Genomic DNA, 17,002 nt, shown 5'->3' with positions numbered 1-17,002 from the left:
GAGAAACCGATGTTTGAATTAAAGGTAAAAACCGATTTTGCCGCTGCCCATCAGCTGACCATGGTGGGAGAAAAATGCGAGAACCTCCATGGACACAACTGGAATGTGGAGGTGTATGTTGCAGGAGAGCATCTCAATGCCGCCGGTGTGCTGGTGGATTTTGGAGACATAAAAAAACATGTGCGGGCCATCATGAAGGAACTTGATCATAAGTTTTTAAATGAGCTGGATGCCTTTAAGGGGATTCAACCCTCCTCGGAGCAGATTGCCATTTATATTGCCAATCGGTTACAAGGCTATTTGAAAGATGACAAGCTTGATGAGACTGTGCGGGTTTCCCGGGTGTCTGCCTGGGAATCGGCTGATGCCTGTGCCACTTATATACCTCCGCAGGATTGATTGAAAAAATGCGGATCTGAGCTCCTGTTCAGATGGGTTTTTTTGTGATTTTATCCATTTTTGAAAATAACTGCCACAGGCACACACTGTTGTGATTAGCGGCTCTGCTGAGGTTGCCTTGGAGGCTGCATTGTATATAAAAACCCACATGGCTGTAAGTACCAGCCAACGAATAATGAAAAAGTAGTTGCTGTGAGCACCAAGAACCTAATACCCAGCACCCACGTTTTCATATAAAAAAAACGTCGTTTCCATTTTAATGGATCGACGTTTTTTTATTGGTGCCCGACAACTGTTTTGTCTGGAACGGAAAAGGGCGGAGGCTCTGCTGAGGGGCCTATGCCATGGAGGCCTGGACCCGGGCCATGGAGGCTTTGACCTCTTTATTCAGAAAAAAGTCCAGTTTCTGATACCGCTCTTTTTCTGATACCCTTTTTTCAAGCAGGGCTGTGGCCTCTCGTTTAAGCTCTTGTTTTAATCGTATAAAGGGGGTTCCCGGGGTATTCATCCATGAGGATACAATTTTTTTGGCCCGTTCCATGAGAGTTGCCGGATCAAGGATTTCATCCACAACATGTTGCGCCAACGCGTCTTCACTGTTGATGAGTTTGCCAAAGTACATCAAATTTCGATAAACCCTGTCGGAGTCAAGGCCAAATTTCATGATGTTGGTCTGTACGGCGGACAGGGGAACACCGATATTGATTTCCGACATGCCCACCTTGGTTTTGGGGTGGTTGGATAAAATACGGTAATCTGCTGCCATGGAAAGAATCAATCCGCCGGCAACGGCGTGACCGTTCATGGCACACACAACCGGTTTTGGGCATTTGAAAATATTTAAAAACACCTGGTCGGCAAAGGCAATAAAATTTCCTGCCTGCTCCAGGGTTTCAAATCCTATAAAGCTGTTTAAGTTAAATCCAGTGGAAAAAAAACGGTTTTGTCCGGTTAGAATCATTCCTTTAATGTCATCGTCACGCTCTGTCCGGTCCACGGCTTCTTGAAGGTGTTCCAGGGTTTCACGGTCCATGGCGCTGGTTTTGTCTCCTGTCAATGTACCAATGAGAATATTGTCTTCAATGCGTGTTTCAAGCATGGATACCCCTTTAAATTTTATTTTTCATATAACCGCCACGGGCGGACCGTATTTTGATCCGGCTCTGCCCACAAGAAAGCTTGAAATACATCCCCGGTTTGCGGGGTATTTCATATAAACGGGCATGTCCTGTCGGACACAACGAATATTGAAAATGCTATCATGCCACCCCCGACGGCTGCCCTGTTCGGAACGAAAACGTCGGGAGCATTTTCAATGGTTTATGACATGAAACTCCAGAGCACACCGGCGGCCACAGCTGATCCGATAACGCCGGATATGTTGGGGGCCATGGCATGCATGAGCAGAAAGTTTGTGGGATCTTCCTGCTGTCCCACCACCTGGACAACCCTTGCAGAATCAGGTACCGCAGAAACACCCGCAGCCCCCAGAAGGGGATTGATTTTGCTTTTTAAGAACAGATTCATGAATTTAGCAAACAGCAGGCCGCACGCGGTTGCAATGCAAAAGGACAGTGCCCCCAGAAAAAAGATTCCCACGGACTGGCTGGTGAGAAATACATCGCCCTGGGTACTTGCACCCACAGTGACACCAAGAAGAATGGTGACAGAATCAATAATGGATGTCCTTGCGGCCACGGCCAGACGCTCGGTTACCACGGCTTCCTTTAAAAGATTGCCAAAGCAGAGCATGCCGAGAAGGGGCAGGGCCGCCGGTGCCAGAAAACAGCACAGAAGAAAAGCAACAATGGGAAAGAGCATTTTCTCTCTTTTGGTAACTTCCCGGGGCTCTTCCATGCGGATAAGACGTTCTTTTCGGGAGGTAAGAAGTCTCATGATGGGGGGTTGGATCACCGGTACCAGGGCCATGTAAGAATAGGCTGCCACGGCAATGGGGCCAATGAGTTTTGGTGCCAGTTTAGCGGTGAGAAAAATAGCAGTGGGGCCGTCGGCACCACCGATGATGCCGATGGAAGCGGCTTCGTTGGGGGCAAAACCCAGGGCCAGGGCACCCAGGAATGTGATGAAAATACCTGCCTGGGCCGCAGCCCCCAGAAGCATGAGCACCGGGCGTGCCAGCAGGGTGGAAAAGTCGGTCATGGCACCGATTCCCAGGAATATGAGCGGGGGGTATAATCCCTGGGTAACGCCAAAGTATAGATAGTGAAGAACGCTGTTATCTTCGTAAATTCCCAGCCCCAGACCATGGAACACGGGAATGTTTCCCATGAGCATGCCAAAGCCGATGGGAACCAGTAAAAGGGGTTCATAATCCTTGGCAATGCCAAGGTATATAAAGGTCATGCCCACAAGGATCATGACGATGTTGCGGTAATCACATAGAAAAAAACCGGTGTTTTGAAAAAAATCTACAAATAGGTGCTCCATAGCGTATGCCTCTGCGTGGATGATTGATGTTTTTAAGAAACCAGTGTGTTAAATCGTGCCATGTCCAAAACATGGTACCCCTGGGTATCCGATACAATGATGTCTGCTTCAAGAAGCGTTGCAAGGGTTGCATGGGGGTGATCAATGCCGCTGATTTGGGCCAGTTTTAAAAGCCGTGGCAGTGAAAAATGGTCATTCAAGGTTTCTGCCAGCAGCTTAAACTGCCTTGAACTTTCCTTTTGCCCCGGGGTGAACGCCACCAGGGGCTGATCCGTTGCAGGGGATTTTTTCTTGAAAAGGGAGAGTTCTTTTCTGTTTTCCCATAGATCCAGAAGTTTATGGAGCTGGGAGATGGCCATGGATAAGGTCACAAGGCCGGTGAACACAATGGTTACGCCCACAACGGAGATTGCCCATCCGTTGTATGCATTGATTGCATCTAAACCGTACACATTTGCCTCCATATTATTTAGATTATCAAAAAATGGCTTGTTTTATGAATATAAAAAGACGCGGAACACCATGTTAATACTGATAATCCATGTCAGGTGTATCCAGTTCCGGTAAGAAGGGGAAGGTGTGGGAACGATAGCTGTTCCATGCCTGCATAAAGCTTGCGGCGGCAGGGGAGTCATTTTGAATAAATTCCAGAAATGATTTCCGCGGAATGACCACGATTTCGCAGGGGGTCAGTGCTGTCACAGTGGAGATGTATATCCCCTTTGATGATAACAGTTCAAGGCCGATGAAATCGCCTGTTTTGTTTAGTACAGCAGATTTTCCATCACTCAATGCAACCAGCAGAGTTCCTGCTTCCAGAACAAAAAAGAAGGTAGCCGTGTCTCCCTGGGTTGCCAGGACTTCACCTTCCTGTACACTCCGTGTCTCCAGGGATTTTCCCATTGCCTCAAGGTCTGTCTCTTCAACGTTTGTGAAGAGCTCGTTTTTTTTAAGGATGTTAATAGCTTTTTTCATTCTCTCCTCATTCGGGGTTGATCATACCATTGTCCGGTTTCATGGCCAGGCAGCTCAATTTTATGATTAAACCACCTCAGTCAATCGTATGGGGAATTGATTTAATACAAAATAATTAGATAAGCATAAAATGCACCATCTGTCGATATAAATTTTTTTTGACCCGGAAAAATATTAATCCATGGAGTTGCATTTATTTGGTAAATTGGGTTTTGTGCGCCACCCCGTTGAGATAAAATCATCCAACCCGGATGGTGCGACTAAGGAATAATAAGGCTGAGTTGATGGATCATAATGGTTGACGACATTGGGAAAATTATCGTAAAATGCACAAATTTATTTTAGACATAATGGTCAGGTTTTTTATATTGGCATCCCATTGATGGAATATTTTTTGATTGATGGAATATTCTTTGAAAATTTGATCATCAGGGAATAATGTTATTGCCGGAAAGGAATGAACCGGGATACACAGTAGTTTTACTGGTATGGCACATGGGATGTCATGGGGAATTCCATGTGAACAACACTTAAACAACAGGAGTATGACATGAATTTGGCCCGACGGATACTGTTCTTTTGCCTTTGTCTGGTTTTTGCTGCGGGAAGTGCCTTTGCCGCTGATAAGAAAATTAAAGCCGGTTTTATCTATGTGGGACCGGTGGGGGATTATGGCTTTTCCTATGGTCACGACCAGGGACGACAATTTGTGCAAAATAAATACCCATGGCTTGAAACGGTTTACATTGAATCGGTTCCGGAATCTGACTCCGCAAGGATCATAGATCGGTTCATCCAGGAACAAAAGTGCGATGTGGTGTTCACCACCAGTTTCGGTTACATGGACGACACTGTGGCTGCGGGTAAAAAATATCCCGATAAAAAATTCATGCATTGCTCCGGGTTTAAGCGGGGGGACAATGTTGGGACCTATTTTGGGGACCTTTATCAGATATATTACTTAAACGGGCTCATGGCCGGTGCGCTGTCTAAAACCCATAAAATCGGTTATGTGGGGGCCTTCCCCATTCCAGAAGTGGTTCGCCACATCAACGCCTTTGCCCTGGGTGCCAAGGCTGCCAATCCTGCGGTGACAGTGGATGTGCGCTGGATATATGCCTGGTATGGGCCGGATAAGGCCAAGGAAGCCACCGAGTCTCTCATTGCATCGGGGTGTGATGCCATTGCATTCACAGAAGATACCCCGGCTGTCATTGAAGTGGGACAGGATCATTGTGAGAAAGGGGAACAAATTTATACTTTCAGCCATTACAGTCCCATGCAGCCCTATGGAAAGGACTCTGTTGTTTCAGGGCAGCTCATGAACTGGGGCGGCATGTATGCCAAAGTCCTTGAAGATATCCATAACGGCACCTGGACAAATGAGGATATCTGGTGGCTTGCTGCAGAGGGTGCTGCCCTTCTCGGCGGCAGTGAGGATGAGCTGATTAACCCGAAATTTGTGGATGATCTTAAAAAGATAGAAGTCAGCACCCAGGATTTGGGTAAGCTTTCTGTGTATGATCTTGTGCTTAAACGCTACGCCCAGATGAAAGAAGGGGTGGATGTTTTTGATCCCTTTGCCGGACCCATCAAAGACAATGCCGGAAACCTTAAGGTAAAGGCCGGGGAACGTGCCTCCAAGGAAGATTTGTTGAGTATTATGTATTATGTTGATAATGTAAAGGGATCTGTTCCCAAATAATAAATATTCGGGCTTGGTTCGGCAGTTTTACACCATAAGTCAGATTCCATGGGGGATGTTTGAATGTGAATCCGATCTTAATTATTTGATCCCCATGGAATGTGTAAGGTGCTGAAAATACGGAATCAGGCGTAACACAAAAAAGGACCGGATGACATGTGCCGGATGAAGGCAATGGGCGTTATAATTTGCCTTTAATCATCCCTGATCAGGTCATTCGGTCCTGTTTTGTAGGAGTCGTATGAAAAAAATTGACACACTTGAAATGAAGGGTATCTCTAAATCATTTCAAGGGGTTTTCGCAAACCGGGGAATTGACCTTCAGGTTAAATCCGGTGAAATACTGGGGCTTCTGGGGGAAAACGGTGCCGGTAAAACCACGTTGATGAATATCCTTTATGGATTGTACCAGCCCGATGGCGGGGAAATTTTAATCAACAAAAAACCGGTGAAGATCACTTCTCCCACGGAATCCATTGCCCATGGGATCGGCATGGTGCATCAGCACTTCATGCTGGTGCAAAACCATTCTGTCATTGAAAACATTGCTTTGGGATACAAGCACACCCCTTTTTTCTTTCCCAAGATACGTATCCGGGAGCAGGTGGTGGCCTTTTCAAAAAAGTTTAACTTCAGCATTGATCCTGCCAAAAAAGTGTGGCAGCTTTCCGCCGGTGAACAGCAGCGGGTGGAGATCATTAAAGCCCTTTTAAACGGGGCGGATCTGTTGATATTGGATGAGCCCACCTCGGTGTTGACCCCCCAGGAAATTGAGGAGCTGTTTCGCATCTTAAAGGACATGAAGGCCCAGGGACACATGGTGATTCTCATCAGCCATAAACTGGATGAAATCATGGATGTGTGTGATCGGGTCACAGTGCTTCAGAAGGGAAAAATTGTGGGTAATGCCGACACTGAAGGAATGAATAAACAATCTTTGGCCCGCATGATGATTGGCAGGGATGTGCTTTTTAATGTACACCGGGAAAAAATTCCCCGGGGAAAAAAGGTGCTCAGTGTTGAAACGCTTAATGTCCTGGGGGATAAGGGGCTTCCCAGTGTGAAGGATGTTTCCTTTGATATCCATGCCAGTGAAATTTTCGGTGTGGCAGGTGTGGCCGGAAATGGACAACGGGAACTGGCCGAAGCCATCACCGGCATACGACGGGTGTCATCGGGAAGGGTTTTTTCCCAGGGAGTAAATATTACCAATATGTCCCCCCGGCGTATCTATGACAGCGGGGTGAGTCATGTGCCCGAGGAGCGCATAAAATTTGGCATTGCCCCGGGGCTGTATCTCTATGACAATGCTATTTTAAAACAGCACCACTTAAAGAAATTTTCCCGGAAAATGTTTCTGGAGTATGGGCGCATTAAAAATCACACCAGTACTCTGGTGGAGGATTACCGGGTGGCCACTCCGTCCATTGATGTGGAAATTAAAAATCTTTCCGGTGGCAATATTCAAAAGTTGATACTGGGGCGGGAAATCAGTGAAGCCCCTGCCCTTCTGGTGGCCTCCCACCCCACCTATGGCCTTGATGTGGGAGCCACGGAATATTTAAGGGAGCAGCTGCTCAAACGACGTAAAGAAGGCGGCGCAGTGCTGCTGTTCTCAGAGGATCTGGAAGAAATTTTTGAACTGTGTGACCGCATTGCCGTGATGTTCCAGGGGGAGTTCACCGGAATTCTGGATTCGGCAGATGATAAACGGGCCGCGGACATCGGTTTGATGATGGCGGGTTCCTTAAGATTTTAAATGTCCTTTCAATGGCGTCATGCAACGCTTTCTTCTGTCATAGGGGACTCAGATTTTATTGATTTATCTTTTAACCATACCAAATTGATATGTTTTATGGATAAAATTTCGGATAAACGGTCAATTAAAAAACTGCGGACTCCCTAAGTTATTCTGTTTTGTGTCACATAATATATTTTTTTGAAATTGAAAATATCCCATGTGGTATGAAAACTTCCTACGCATGAGCAAGTATAATGATTTCATAAAAAGGTCCTGGATAAAAAATATGCTTACAATAAAAATAAGTGATCGGGATCGCATCACACCCATTCAATCCCTTGTCACCAATGTGCTTTCCCTTTTAGCGGCCCTTGGGGCCGTTGGTCTCATATTCCTGGTGTGCGGGGTAAATCCTTTTTTTGCCATTTCAAAGATTTTCATGGGCTCCTTTGGCTCCATGTACGGGTTTAAAGAGACCGTTACCAAGGCCATCCCACTGGTGCTCATCGGTGGGGGGCTGACCCTGGCGTTCAGGGCCAAATTCTGGAATATCGGGGCCGAAGGTCAGCTGCTCATGGGGGCCATTCTCGGAGGCTGGGTGGGGCTTGCCTGGGGGGATACTTTACCCTCCGTTGTAATTGTGCCGTTGATGTTTGCCGCAGGATTCCTGGGGGGGGCGTTGTGTGGTCTGGTACCGGCGTTTTTGAAAATAAAATTTGCCATCAATGAGGTGATCTCCACATTGATGATTAATTACATTTGTGCTGAGTTTCTTACACTTCTCATTGTGGGGCCCTGGAAGGGAAAAACCCGGTTTGGATTTCCCGGTACGGATAATTTACCCGATAATGCCATACTGGGGGTGATTTCAGGCTCAAGGATTCATTATGCCACCCTGGTGCTGGCTTTGATTTCCGTTGTGATCCTCACCATTGTGGTTTATAGAAGCCGCTTTGGTTATGAGGTTCGGGTCATTGGCGAAAATCCCGAAGCAGGGCGTTATGCCGGCATTAATTTTTTTAAGACCAGCATGCTGATCATGCTCATCAGCGGCGGCCTTGCCGGTTTTGCCGGGGTGGGGGAGGTGGCAGGCATCCACCACTACCTTGGATATCCCGCATCCATCTCTTCCGGGTATGGATTCACCGCCATTATTGTGGCTTGGCTTGCCAAACTCAATCCCTTTTATGCCATTGTGTCGGGGCTGTTTTTTGCAGGTATTCTGGTGGGGGGGGATGCCATTCAGATGTCTTTGGGCCTTCCTGCCGCCACAGTGCAGATTGTCAACGGTACCCTGTTGGTTTTTTTAATCATGGGGGATTTTTTCATGAAAAACAAAGTCACGATTCAGCGCAGGGCATCGGTTGAATCATAACCGGAACAAACACTGCATATTTGCTGAGCAGACCGCATGGTGATCCGGCTTTGCCCACAACAAAGCTTGAAATACGCCCTGATCTGCGACGTGTTTCATACAACAGGCGTGCCCTGTGGGACACAACAAATATAGGGTCGTAGACGCGGAGTCAAATGGTATTATACCGCCGCCCCCCGACGGACAATGGGCCCGGACCGGAACTGTAGACAGCTCAATTGTCCGGTTCCTATTGCCCGTCGGGGGGCGGCTCTGCTGAGGTTGCCTTGTAGGTTGCATTGTATATAATTGCCATGGGCAGACCTTATTTTGCTCCGCTCCTGATTTTCGGAGTAATTAATATAAAAAAAGATAGGAATCCATATGGATGATGTAATGATTTCAGTGCTTCAGCGTACCATGGTGGCTGGAACCCCTTTACTTCTGGGAACAGTGGGGGAGGTAATCTGCGAACGGTCGGGGATATTAAATCTGGGGGTGGAAGGGGTGATGTCCCTGGGAGCAGTGGTGGCCTTTATTGTGACCTACACCACGGGTAATCCCTGGTTTGGGCTCATGGCTGCCATTGGTGCCGGGATGGTGATCTCCCTTATTCATGCCTTTGCCTCGGTGACCCTCCAGGCCAATCAGGTGGTTTCCGGACTTGCATTGACCATGATCGGGCTTGGGCTTTCCGGCATGCTGGGCAAACCCTATGTGGGCAGACCCCTTGCCGAAAAAATGAATGATGTGGCCATTCCCTGGCTGTGTGATATTCCCGTTGTGGGGGCTGTTTTTTTCAGACAGACTCCCTTTTTTTACATGGCGGTTCTTTTGGCCCTGGTGGCATGGTTTTTCCTTGAACGAACCCGCTTGGGGATCAAGGTGCGCTCCACCGGGGAACATCCTCGGGCCGCAGAAACCCAGGGAGTGAATGTGACCCTGATTCGATATGCCTGTGTAATGATCGGAGGGGGCTTTTCCGCCATGGCCGGGGCACACCTGTCCACCTCTTACAGCAAATCGTGGATTGAAGGCATGACCGCAGGCAGGGGGTGGATTGTCATTGCGTTGACCATCTTTGCCCTGTGGAATCCGGGCAAGGCCATTGGCGGCGCTTTTTTGTTTGGTGGGATTTTTGTACTCCAGTATCTGCTGCAGCCCCTTGGTATTTCTCCCAATTTTCTGGCCATGCTCCCCTATGGGGCCACGCTCTTGATTTTGATTATCATTGGCCTGGGGGACCAGAGAAAACTCAGTGCACCGGCCCAGTTGGGGGAACCCTATAAAAGAGGTGAACGCTGATAGGCAAAGGCCGTTAACCTGTTTTTACCATGACCGCCCCGGACCAGTTTTTTTCCTGGGCCTGCCATGTGGTTGTAAATCCCCTGGAGCCATACAGCGCCACCAGGGGTGGCAGTTCTTCCGGTCTGATGCCGGACAGAATCAGCACGGCATTGTCCAGGGTGATGCGCCGGAAGAGGTCTGCCATTGATTTCAAGGTGGGGTAGCGCAGATTGGCACAAACCATGGCAAGTGGGGTGGCAGATGCCTTAAGTTCCTCACAGGAAACGGTTATGCCATGGCTCAGATGGTTCAGTGATACATTTTTTTCAGCTTCGGCAGCGGCAACAGGGTCATTGTCCAGGGCAAAGCAGTGGGAGATGCCTGCCTTGACTGCGGCAATGGCAAGAACCCCGGACCCGGTCCCCACGTCCACGGCATGGTGCGGTGTTTCACAGGATTGCAGCAACGGGGTATCAATGAGGGCGTGCCCCATGGCCCGGAGGCACAATCGCGTGGTGGGATGACGGCCTGATCCAAAGGATATCCCCGGCTGAATGCAAATGTGGATGTTATTTTTTTTTTCATCCGGGGTGACGCCCGGAGGAAATAGTGTAAAATGCTTTGTTATTTCAACCGGTTTTGCAAAGGACGGTTCAATGCAGGTGGCACCAAATACATAGGTATAGCTCAGGGTGCCGTTGTCCAGGAGGGTACGGATGGCAGATCTGGCCTGCCGGGTTGATACCCCCCTGTCCCTTGTGGTTTGTTTAATCAGGGCCTGGGGGGTGAGCCGGGTTTCAGCCTCTGTGACGGTGGTGTGGATATATTCAAGAAGGGGGGACAAAAGAGCCTCTTTTCCCGGAGTGATTAAAAAATGGCGAGATCCTATTTAAGTGTTTTTCCCTCTTTTTTCAACAGCGCACTGTACCATTGGGAAAATTCAAACATTCCTCTTATTTTTTCATCATCATTGATGATCCCCAGACACATCTCAAAGGCGCCCTGGGCAAAGGAGTTGGAATAATCGTCATGGCTGGACTGCTGGAGAAATTCACTGATGAGCATCTGGGAGGTGCGTTTGGTACCATCCATTCTGATATCAATGGGGTCCTTGGGGGTTTGAATGGGATCCCAGTTCTCATATCCGATTTTGTTTAGGATCTGTTTTTGACCCCTTTTTCCCATGGCATCAAAAATGGCTTTCTTTTTGGCTTCAATTTCTTCCGGGGTAAAATTATCCATTATCTTCCACTCCAAAAAAGGTTTCGTTGAAATCGGTGATCAAAGCCATGGAAACCGGGATGAGCATCTCACAGGCTTTGACATTGGTTGCCTTTATGGCTGCGGTCATCTCCGCTGAAATGAGCTGGAGCTGGGAGTAGAGGGTATCCATGTTCAATGTGGGATATTTTCCCCCCTGCTCAAACCCGGTTTGACCGCAGATGTGACTTTTTCCGGCTGTGGCCGTGGGAATACCGTAAATTCTACAGGTGATGGGCCGTGATTCATATAGAATGCAAAGATTGTCTTCCCCCAGGAGTGGACATCGAATGCGTTCCTGGGACATGGTGGCCACGATTTCCAGTTCTTCTTTTCCTGCCTTGACAGCCTTATGGGCTTCCCGTTTCATTTTAAACAGTGCCCGGTCAATTGTGGCGGCCTTGTCAATGATGCGGCTTTTTTCTGTGCCGGAAAATTTTTCCCTGAATTTGTGGTTGAGATAAACAGCCTCAATGATGGGAATATCAAATATGGCATAGCAGCAGTCACAGCATTTCTCCTTGCAGGAAACCTCCTTGGGATATTCTGATTTTACCTTTTCAAAAATGCCGTCAATGATGGAGACCAATGCCTCGTATTTTGCAAAATGTTCTTTAAAATCCATGGACGTTTAATCCTTATTATGTGCCGGGGAGGGGTTTATGTGCTGCCCCCCTGAAAGCTGTTTTAAATTTTTTTGTATGCTTATTTTCCAATGCAGAACTGACTGAAAATTTTGTCAAGGATGTCAATGTCTGCGGTATCTCCTGTGATTTCCCCCAGTGCCTCTGCTGCCATTCGAATGTCTATGGCAAGGGTTTCCTCTTCCCTGTGATGTATCAGATTCTGCCTGGCACAGGAAAGGGCGTTTTTTGTTTTTTCCAGGGCCATCTTATGTCTCAGGTTGGGGACCACACCGGTGGGATCTGTTTTGTCCGCAGCAGACAGTGACAGAATCTGTTTTTTAAGGTTCTGAATCCCCCGGCCCCTGCGTGCAGATATCAGCGCATGGGGAATTTTTTGAATATCAGCCGGGATAGTGGGGGTGAAGCCTTCCGGCATGAGGTCCATTTTGTTAAACACAATGATCACCTTTTCATGGCTGGGGACAACAGCATCAATTTCCTGTGCAGAAATTGTTTCCCCGGCGGGTTTCATGAAAAGGATCATGTCGGCCCGGGTGATGGATTCCTTTGCTTTTTGGATGCCGATCTGTTCCACCGGATCTTTGGTTTCATGCATTCCGGCGGTGTCGGAGATCACAAAGGGTACACCGTCAATGTTGATCCCCTCTTCAATGAGATCCCGGGTGGTGCCGGGTATGGCTGTGACAATGGATCTTTCAGACTCCAGAAGGCAGTTCATGAGACTGGATTTGCCCACATTGGGGGAACCGCAGATGGCAAGTTTGATTCCATCCCTTAAAAAATGAGCCTCTTCATAGGTGTTGATGCCCTGCCTGCAGATGGCAATGACCCTGTCAATGTGTTCCAGAACTTGTTTTTCCTGGATCAACTCATCCCCTTCATCGGGAAAATCAATGGCCGCTTCAATTAGGGTTAACAGAGAAATGAGTATTTCCCTGGCATGGGTAATATTTTCTTTCAGTTTTCCCGTGGCCTGGACTGCTGCCATCTTCATTGAAGCCGTTGATCTGGCAGAAATGATGTCAGAAATGGCTTCAGCCTGGGTGAGATCAATGCGGTTATTTAAAAATGCCCGCTTGGTGAACTCTCCGGGTTCTGCCAGTCGAACCCCCAGGAAAATGATGCTTTCCAGAATGGCCCGCATGACCATGGGACCGGCATGGGCATGGATTTCCACCACATTTTCCCGGGTGTAGGATCGCGGTGCCAGCATGGGAACCAAGAGAACCTCATCCAGAACGATGTGCTCCCGGGGATGGAAAATATATCCATGGACAACCCTGTGGGATTCCAGATTGAGGCAATCCATGGGGCCCTTAAGGGTGTTTCCAAACAGTCCGGATATCACAGGCAGGGCCTGATCACCGGAAATACGAATGATGCCGATCCCCCCCATACCGGGGGGGGTGGCAATGGCGGCAATGGTGTCGTGGATCATGGAACTACTTTTGGGTGTTCCTTCTTTTTTTATATGCTCTTTTTTTGGGGAAAATCACAAGTCTTCTGTAATAGCCGTCTCCCATGCTCTGGGTCCTCACCCGGGCATCATCCTTTAACGCCAGGTGAACAATGCGACGATCCTGGGCTGTCATCTGGTTGATGGTGGCCGGTTTTCCGGTTTTCTGGGCCTTGTCAGCCATTTTGTGGGCCAGGGCTCTTAAGTTGTCTTTCCGGGTCTCCATGTAGCCTTCAATGTCCACCTTTAGCCGTACCCGGGACTCGCTGTAACGATTGATAATTTTATCGGTGAGGAACTGCATGGCTTCCAGGGTTTGTCCCCTTCGACCGATGAGTACACCGGAGTTGCCCCCTTCCACTTTTAAAAGCAGGCGGTCTTCATCACTTTGGGCAACCACTGTGGCATCGGATGTAATAAGATCCACCATTTTTTGGAGGGTCTGCCGTCCCAGCTCCATGGCTTCTTCCGGGACATCCACTGCAATTTCGTCCACGTATTTGGGGGGAAAGCCCTCATCCCTGTCATCAACAGGTTCTGTCTTTTCTTTTTTCCGGGGTGGGGTGGTGACTTCCTTTTTTTTAAATTTCTTTTTTCTTGATTTCTCAGGTGGACGGGAAGGCTCCCTGGATTTTTGTGTCTTCTCCGGCACCGGAACCCCAGACGTTTCCCGGGGTTTTTCCACAGGAGCCTCTTGGGGCACGGATTCTTTTTTTAAATCTTTTTCCGGTTTTTTTTCCGATTCTGTGGCTTTGGGTTTGTTCTTTTGCCTGGGGGCCGTTTTCCTGGGGGGTTTTTTCTTTGCCGCAGGAACACTTTTAAATTTTTTGCCGGCCAGGGGCACCTCAGGCTCAGGTATTTCTTTTCCAAAGGCTTCATCCACAATGGACATAACGCCCTGTGGATCTGCTGAATCTTCTTCATGGGAAGATACCTGATCATCCACTGTATTTTTCTTTTCCGGCAGGGTAACCCGTATTCTTGCTTTTTTTACACCGACAATGCCGAAAATTCCGGATGAACCTGAGGAGATTATATCATAAACCAGTTGTTTCTTGGTTACATTTAACTCTGAGCAGGCTTTGGCAACGGCTGCATCAATGTTTTTTCCATCAAATTCCTGGGTCTGTTTCATTATACCTCCGTGGTTTAAGCGAATTTCCTTTGAATGTAATACTGCTGGCCAATGGAGAGAAGATTATTAACAAGCCAGTAAAGAACAAGTCCGGCAGGAAAGTTAATGAAAATAAAGGTCATGAACAGAGGCATGAGCATCATCATTTTAGCCTGGGTGGGGTCCCCTGTGGTGGGGGACATTTTTTGCTGTAAAAACATGGAAGCTCCCATGATGATGGTCAGAACCGGTATACCATAGGGGGCCTGCATAAAAGGAATGGCAAAATCAAAACTCAACAGGCGATCCGGTGCGGAAAGGTCGGTGATCCAGCCCATGAACGGGGCATGTCTCAGTTCAATGGCCTGGTAAAGCATGCGATACAAGGCAAAAAAGATGGGCATCTGGACAAGCATGGGAAGGCATCCGCTCATGGGATTTACCTTGTAGGTCTTGTAAAGCCCCATCACTTCCTGGTTCATACGCTGTTTATCATCTTTATACTTTTCCCTGAGTTCCATCATCAGGGGCTGAAGCCTTTTCATGTCACTCATGGACTTGTAGCTTTTGCTGCCCAAGGGCCAGAAGAGAATTTTAATCAAAAGGGTTAAAAGGATGATGGCAATGCCGTAATTGGGGATGATATCATGGATGAGATTCATACCGATGAGGCAGGGCTTTGCCAGGATGTCAAACCATCCGAAATTAATTGATTTTTTAAGGGTGTTGTCATAGGCGCTGAGGATTTTCAGGCTTTTGGGGCCCATGTAAAGTTCAAATGAAAGGGTTGCCTGCTGTCCCGGATCAATACGGTCCATGGATTTGATATAAGAAGAGGTAATCAGATCCCCGTCCATGGCAAGTTTAAATTGAGCGTCCCAGGGGGTGGCAGGTACCAGGGCCGAGATAAAGTATCTGCCACTGTTGCCCACCCAATCAATTTTGCCGGTGAAGGTGTCCTTTTCTTCAATGTCATCAGAATCAATTTCTTCCAGCTTGTTATTAATAAAGGCCACAGGCCCGTTAGCCCCAAATCGGGCCGCACCGGATTTATCCTGATCCATTCGGTGGGGAAGACAAATTTTAAGGGCATCTTTCAGGGGCATGGAAGAGGTGTTTTTAACGACAACATCCATTTCCACAAGATAGGTGTTTGCGGAAAAGGTGAATATTTTTTCAACGGTGATGCCATGGGGAGAGTCCCAGGAAAATACAATGACCTTTTCTCCATGGTTCAAACGGTTTTGCAAATTGTCTGTGCGGGCAGTAAAAACAGCATCCTCAAGCCCGGGAATGGTTTTTCCTTCAAAATCCACAGAAAATAAGCCCACATCAAGACCCGGGGGAATCAGCTGCTTAAAAGGGGCATCCGTTTCAACTGTTTCACGGTAATTTTTAAGGGTAAAGCTTGTTACTGACGCACCGTATTCAGATATGGAAATGTCATAAAGGGGGGTTTCAACGGACAGCAGCCGGGCATTTTCTTTTTTAAGGTTGGGCTGGGCTACAGCGTTGGCTTCAACTGCGTTTCCCTTAAGTTGTCCTGCTGTGGGGGATATATTCTCAACCGTTGATCCCGGGGAAGTCTCCTGGGCGGTTTCCAGGGGGTCTATTACTTTCTGGTCACTGACAAAAAAGGTGTTCCAGCCAACAATAATAACTATAGAAAGGATAATGGCAATGAATAAGCGCTTTTGCTCTTCCATCTTGTCTCCCGCAATGCGTGATAAATATTATGGTATCTGTTTAGGAATGAAAGGGACAATGGGGAAGAGATCATGGTGTTCGTTTCTTCAGGGGACAGGGTCAAACCCTCCCGGGTGGAAGGGGTGACATTTCAGTATCCGTTTGACAGCAAGGAAAACGCCTTTAAGGCTGCCATGTTTTTTGACAGCCTCAAACGCATATTCTGAACATGATGGATAGAAACGACATGTCGGTCCTGTCAGGGGGGATACCAAGAGTTGATAAACTTTTATAAAGAATAGGATTACCTGCTGGATCATTCAGAGGGCCTTTTGATTTTCTTAAAAAGTCTGCCAAGTTCATCGGGAATCTGACGGTTGGTCAGTTGGGCGGCATATTTCCTTGCAATAATATTGATATCCCACCTTCCCGGCAGAAGGTCCTTATTATGCCTGTAATATTCTCTGACCATCCGCTTGATTCTGTTACGCTCCACCGCGTTTCCCACTTTTTTGGATACAGTGATCCCGATGCGACTTTTTTCCAGGGAATTTTCCTTGAAATTGACCAGGAAGAAACGAGTCTGCATCCTTTTCCCATGTCTGGACAAAAATAAAAATTGGGCTCTTTTCAGGAGCCTTTCGTTTTTTTGAAATACGTACTTGCCCAATGGTCAAGTGCCTCTATCAGGCTGTCAACTTTTTACGACCTTTGGCGCGTCTGCTGTTTACAATGCGTCGACCGGCAGCTGTGGACATTCTTTTGAGGAAACCATGTTTTCTGGCACGTTTGATTCTGCTGGGTTGAAAAGTTCTTTTCATCTGTCAATCCTTATTTTACGGTTGGTTTGTGTTTTCTTTTTGCCACAGCTGCTATCCACAGCTGTGGTATGGTCTGGGGCTTGAAACGGCACGGCCCGGACCATAATAA

Annotated in this window: 18 protein-coding genes; 5 read left to right on the top strand and 13 right to left on the bottom strand. The window is 47.7% G+C overall.

Features of this window, described 5'->3' with window-relative positions:
• Positions 1-9: 9 nt before the first annotated feature.
• Entirely contained in the window at positions 10-399 is a 390-nt protein-coding gene (queD, locus tag B9A32_RS04225) for a 6-carboxytetrahydropterin synthase QueD (RefSeq protein ID WP_084067133.1), read from the top strand.
• Between the two features lie 337 nt (positions 400-736).
• Here queD and B9A32_RS04220 read toward each other — a convergent pair whose 3' ends face one another.
• The 4 genes from B9A32_RS04220 to B9A32_RS04205 all read right to left on the bottom strand — a co-directional run bounded on the left by B9A32_RS04220 (position 737) and on the right by B9A32_RS04205 (position 3,822).
• Positions 737-1,498: an enoyl-CoA hydratase/isomerase family protein gene (locus B9A32_RS04220; protein ID WP_084067132.1), complete on the bottom strand. Its 762-nt coding sequence runs from the start codon at positions 1,496-1,498 to the stop codon at positions 737-739.
• A gap of 221 nt (positions 1,499-1,719) precedes the next feature.
• A complete protein-coding gene (locus B9A32_RS04215; protein WP_084067131.1) occupies positions 1,720-2,847 on the bottom strand; it encodes a sodium ion-translocating decarboxylase subunit beta in 1,128 nt (375 codons plus the stop codon).
• A gap of 32 nt (positions 2,848-2,879) precedes the next feature.
• Positions 2,880-3,299: an OadG family protein gene (locus tag B9A32_RS04210; RefSeq protein ID WP_232367036.1), complete on the bottom strand. Its 420-nt coding sequence runs from the start codon at positions 3,297-3,299 to the stop codon at positions 2,880-2,882.
• A 73-nt stretch (positions 3,300-3,372) separates the two neighbouring features.
• Complete coding sequence (locus B9A32_RS04205; RefSeq protein ID WP_084067129.1) at positions 3,373-3,822, bottom strand: cyclic nucleotide-binding domain-containing protein; 450 nt, start codon at positions 3,820-3,822, stop codon at positions 3,373-3,375.
• A 550-nt stretch (positions 3,823-4,372) separates the two neighbouring features.
• On the opposite strand from B9A32_RS04205, the gene B9A32_RS04200 reads away from it, so the two are divergent.
• The 4 genes from B9A32_RS04200 (at position 4,373) to B9A32_RS04185 (ending at position 9,927) form a co-directional block, all read left to right on the top strand.
• On the top strand, positions 4,373-5,527 hold the full coding sequence (locus B9A32_RS04200; protein WP_084067128.1) for a BMP family ABC transporter substrate-binding protein: 1,155 nt from the start codon (positions 4,373-4,375) through the stop codon (positions 5,525-5,527).
• 241 nt (positions 5,528-5,768) lie between these two features.
• Positions 5,769-7,286, top strand: coding sequence for an ABC transporter ATP-binding protein (locus tag B9A32_RS04195; RefSeq protein ID WP_084067127.1), 1,518 nt, complete (start codon positions 5,769-5,771; stop codon positions 7,284-7,286).
• 268 nt (positions 7,287-7,554) lie between these two features.
• Entirely contained in the window at positions 7,555-8,643 is a 1,089-nt protein-coding gene (locus B9A32_RS04190) for an ABC transporter permease (RefSeq protein ID WP_084067126.1), read from the top strand.
• Positions 8,644-9,006: 363 nt separating this feature from the next.
• Positions 9,007-9,927 (top strand): ABC transporter permease, encoded by a 921-nt coding sequence (locus B9A32_RS04185; RefSeq protein ID WP_084067125.1) that lies wholly within the window; start codon positions 9,007-9,009, stop codon positions 9,925-9,927.
• Positions 9,928-9,940: 13 nt separating this feature from the next.
• Here B9A32_RS04185 and B9A32_RS04180 read toward each other — a convergent pair whose 3' ends face one another.
• From B9A32_RS04180 to rpmH, 9 genes are all read right to left on the bottom strand, one after another.
• A complete protein-coding gene (locus B9A32_RS04180; protein WP_170923696.1) occupies positions 9,941-10,753 on the bottom strand; it encodes a 50S ribosomal protein L11 methyltransferase in 813 nt (270 codons plus the stop codon).
• A 41-nt stretch (positions 10,754-10,794) separates the two neighbouring features.
• Positions 10,795-11,151 (bottom strand): hypothetical protein, encoded by a 357-nt coding sequence (locus B9A32_RS04175; protein ID WP_084067123.1) that lies wholly within the window; start codon positions 11,149-11,151, stop codon positions 10,795-10,797.
• Positions 11,144-11,794, bottom strand: coding sequence for a YkgJ family cysteine cluster protein (locus B9A32_RS04170; protein WP_084067122.1), 651 nt, complete (start codon positions 11,792-11,794; stop codon positions 11,144-11,146). The genes B9A32_RS04175 and B9A32_RS04170 overlap by 8 nt, the downstream gene beginning before the upstream one ends.
• Positions 11,795-11,874: 80 nt before the next feature.
• On the bottom strand, positions 11,875-13,254 hold the full coding sequence (gene mnmE / locus B9A32_RS04165; RefSeq protein ID WP_084067121.1) for a tRNA uridine-5-carboxymethylaminomethyl(34) synthesis GTPase MnmE: 1,380 nt from the start codon (positions 13,252-13,254) through the stop codon (positions 11,875-11,877).
• Between the two features lie 4 nt (positions 13,255-13,258).
• Positions 13,259-14,407: an RNA-binding cell elongation regulator Jag/EloR gene (jag, locus tag B9A32_RS04160; RefSeq protein WP_084067120.1), complete on the bottom strand. Its 1,149-nt coding sequence runs from the start codon at positions 14,405-14,407 to the stop codon at positions 13,259-13,261.
• A 14-nt stretch (positions 14,408-14,421) separates the two neighbouring features.
• Positions 14,422-16,092: a membrane protein insertase YidC gene (yidC, locus tag B9A32_RS04155; protein WP_084067119.1), complete on the bottom strand. Its 1,671-nt coding sequence runs from the start codon at positions 16,090-16,092 to the stop codon at positions 14,422-14,424.
• An 87-nt stretch (positions 16,093-16,179) separates the two neighbouring features.
• A complete protein-coding gene (gene yidD, locus B9A32_RS04150; protein WP_084067118.1) occupies positions 16,180-16,392 on the bottom strand; it encodes a membrane protein insertion efficiency factor YidD in 213 nt (70 codons plus the stop codon).
• Positions 16,389-16,742, bottom strand: a complete 354-nt coding sequence (rnpA, locus tag B9A32_RS04145; RefSeq protein ID WP_084067117.1) for a ribonuclease P protein component — start codon at positions 16,740-16,742, stop codon at positions 16,389-16,391. The genes yidD and rnpA overlap by 4 nt, the downstream gene beginning before the upstream one ends.
• 16 nt (positions 16,743-16,758) lie before the next feature.
• Entirely contained in the window at positions 16,759-16,893 is a 135-nt protein-coding gene (gene rpmH / locus B9A32_RS04140; RefSeq protein WP_084067116.1) for a 50S ribosomal protein L34, read from the bottom strand.
• Positions 16,894-17,002 lie beyond the last annotated feature (109 nt).

It is taken from the genome of Desulfocicer vacuolatum DSM 3385, assembly GCF_900176365.1.
In the GTDB taxonomy this organism is placed as follows: Bacteria; Desulfobacterota; Desulfobacteria; order Desulfobacterales; family Desulfobacteraceae; genus Desulfocicer; species Desulfocicer vacuolatum.
The sequence above is the reverse complement of the archived record's forward strand: the minus strand, read 5'-3'. Positions and strand labels throughout refer to the sequence as shown.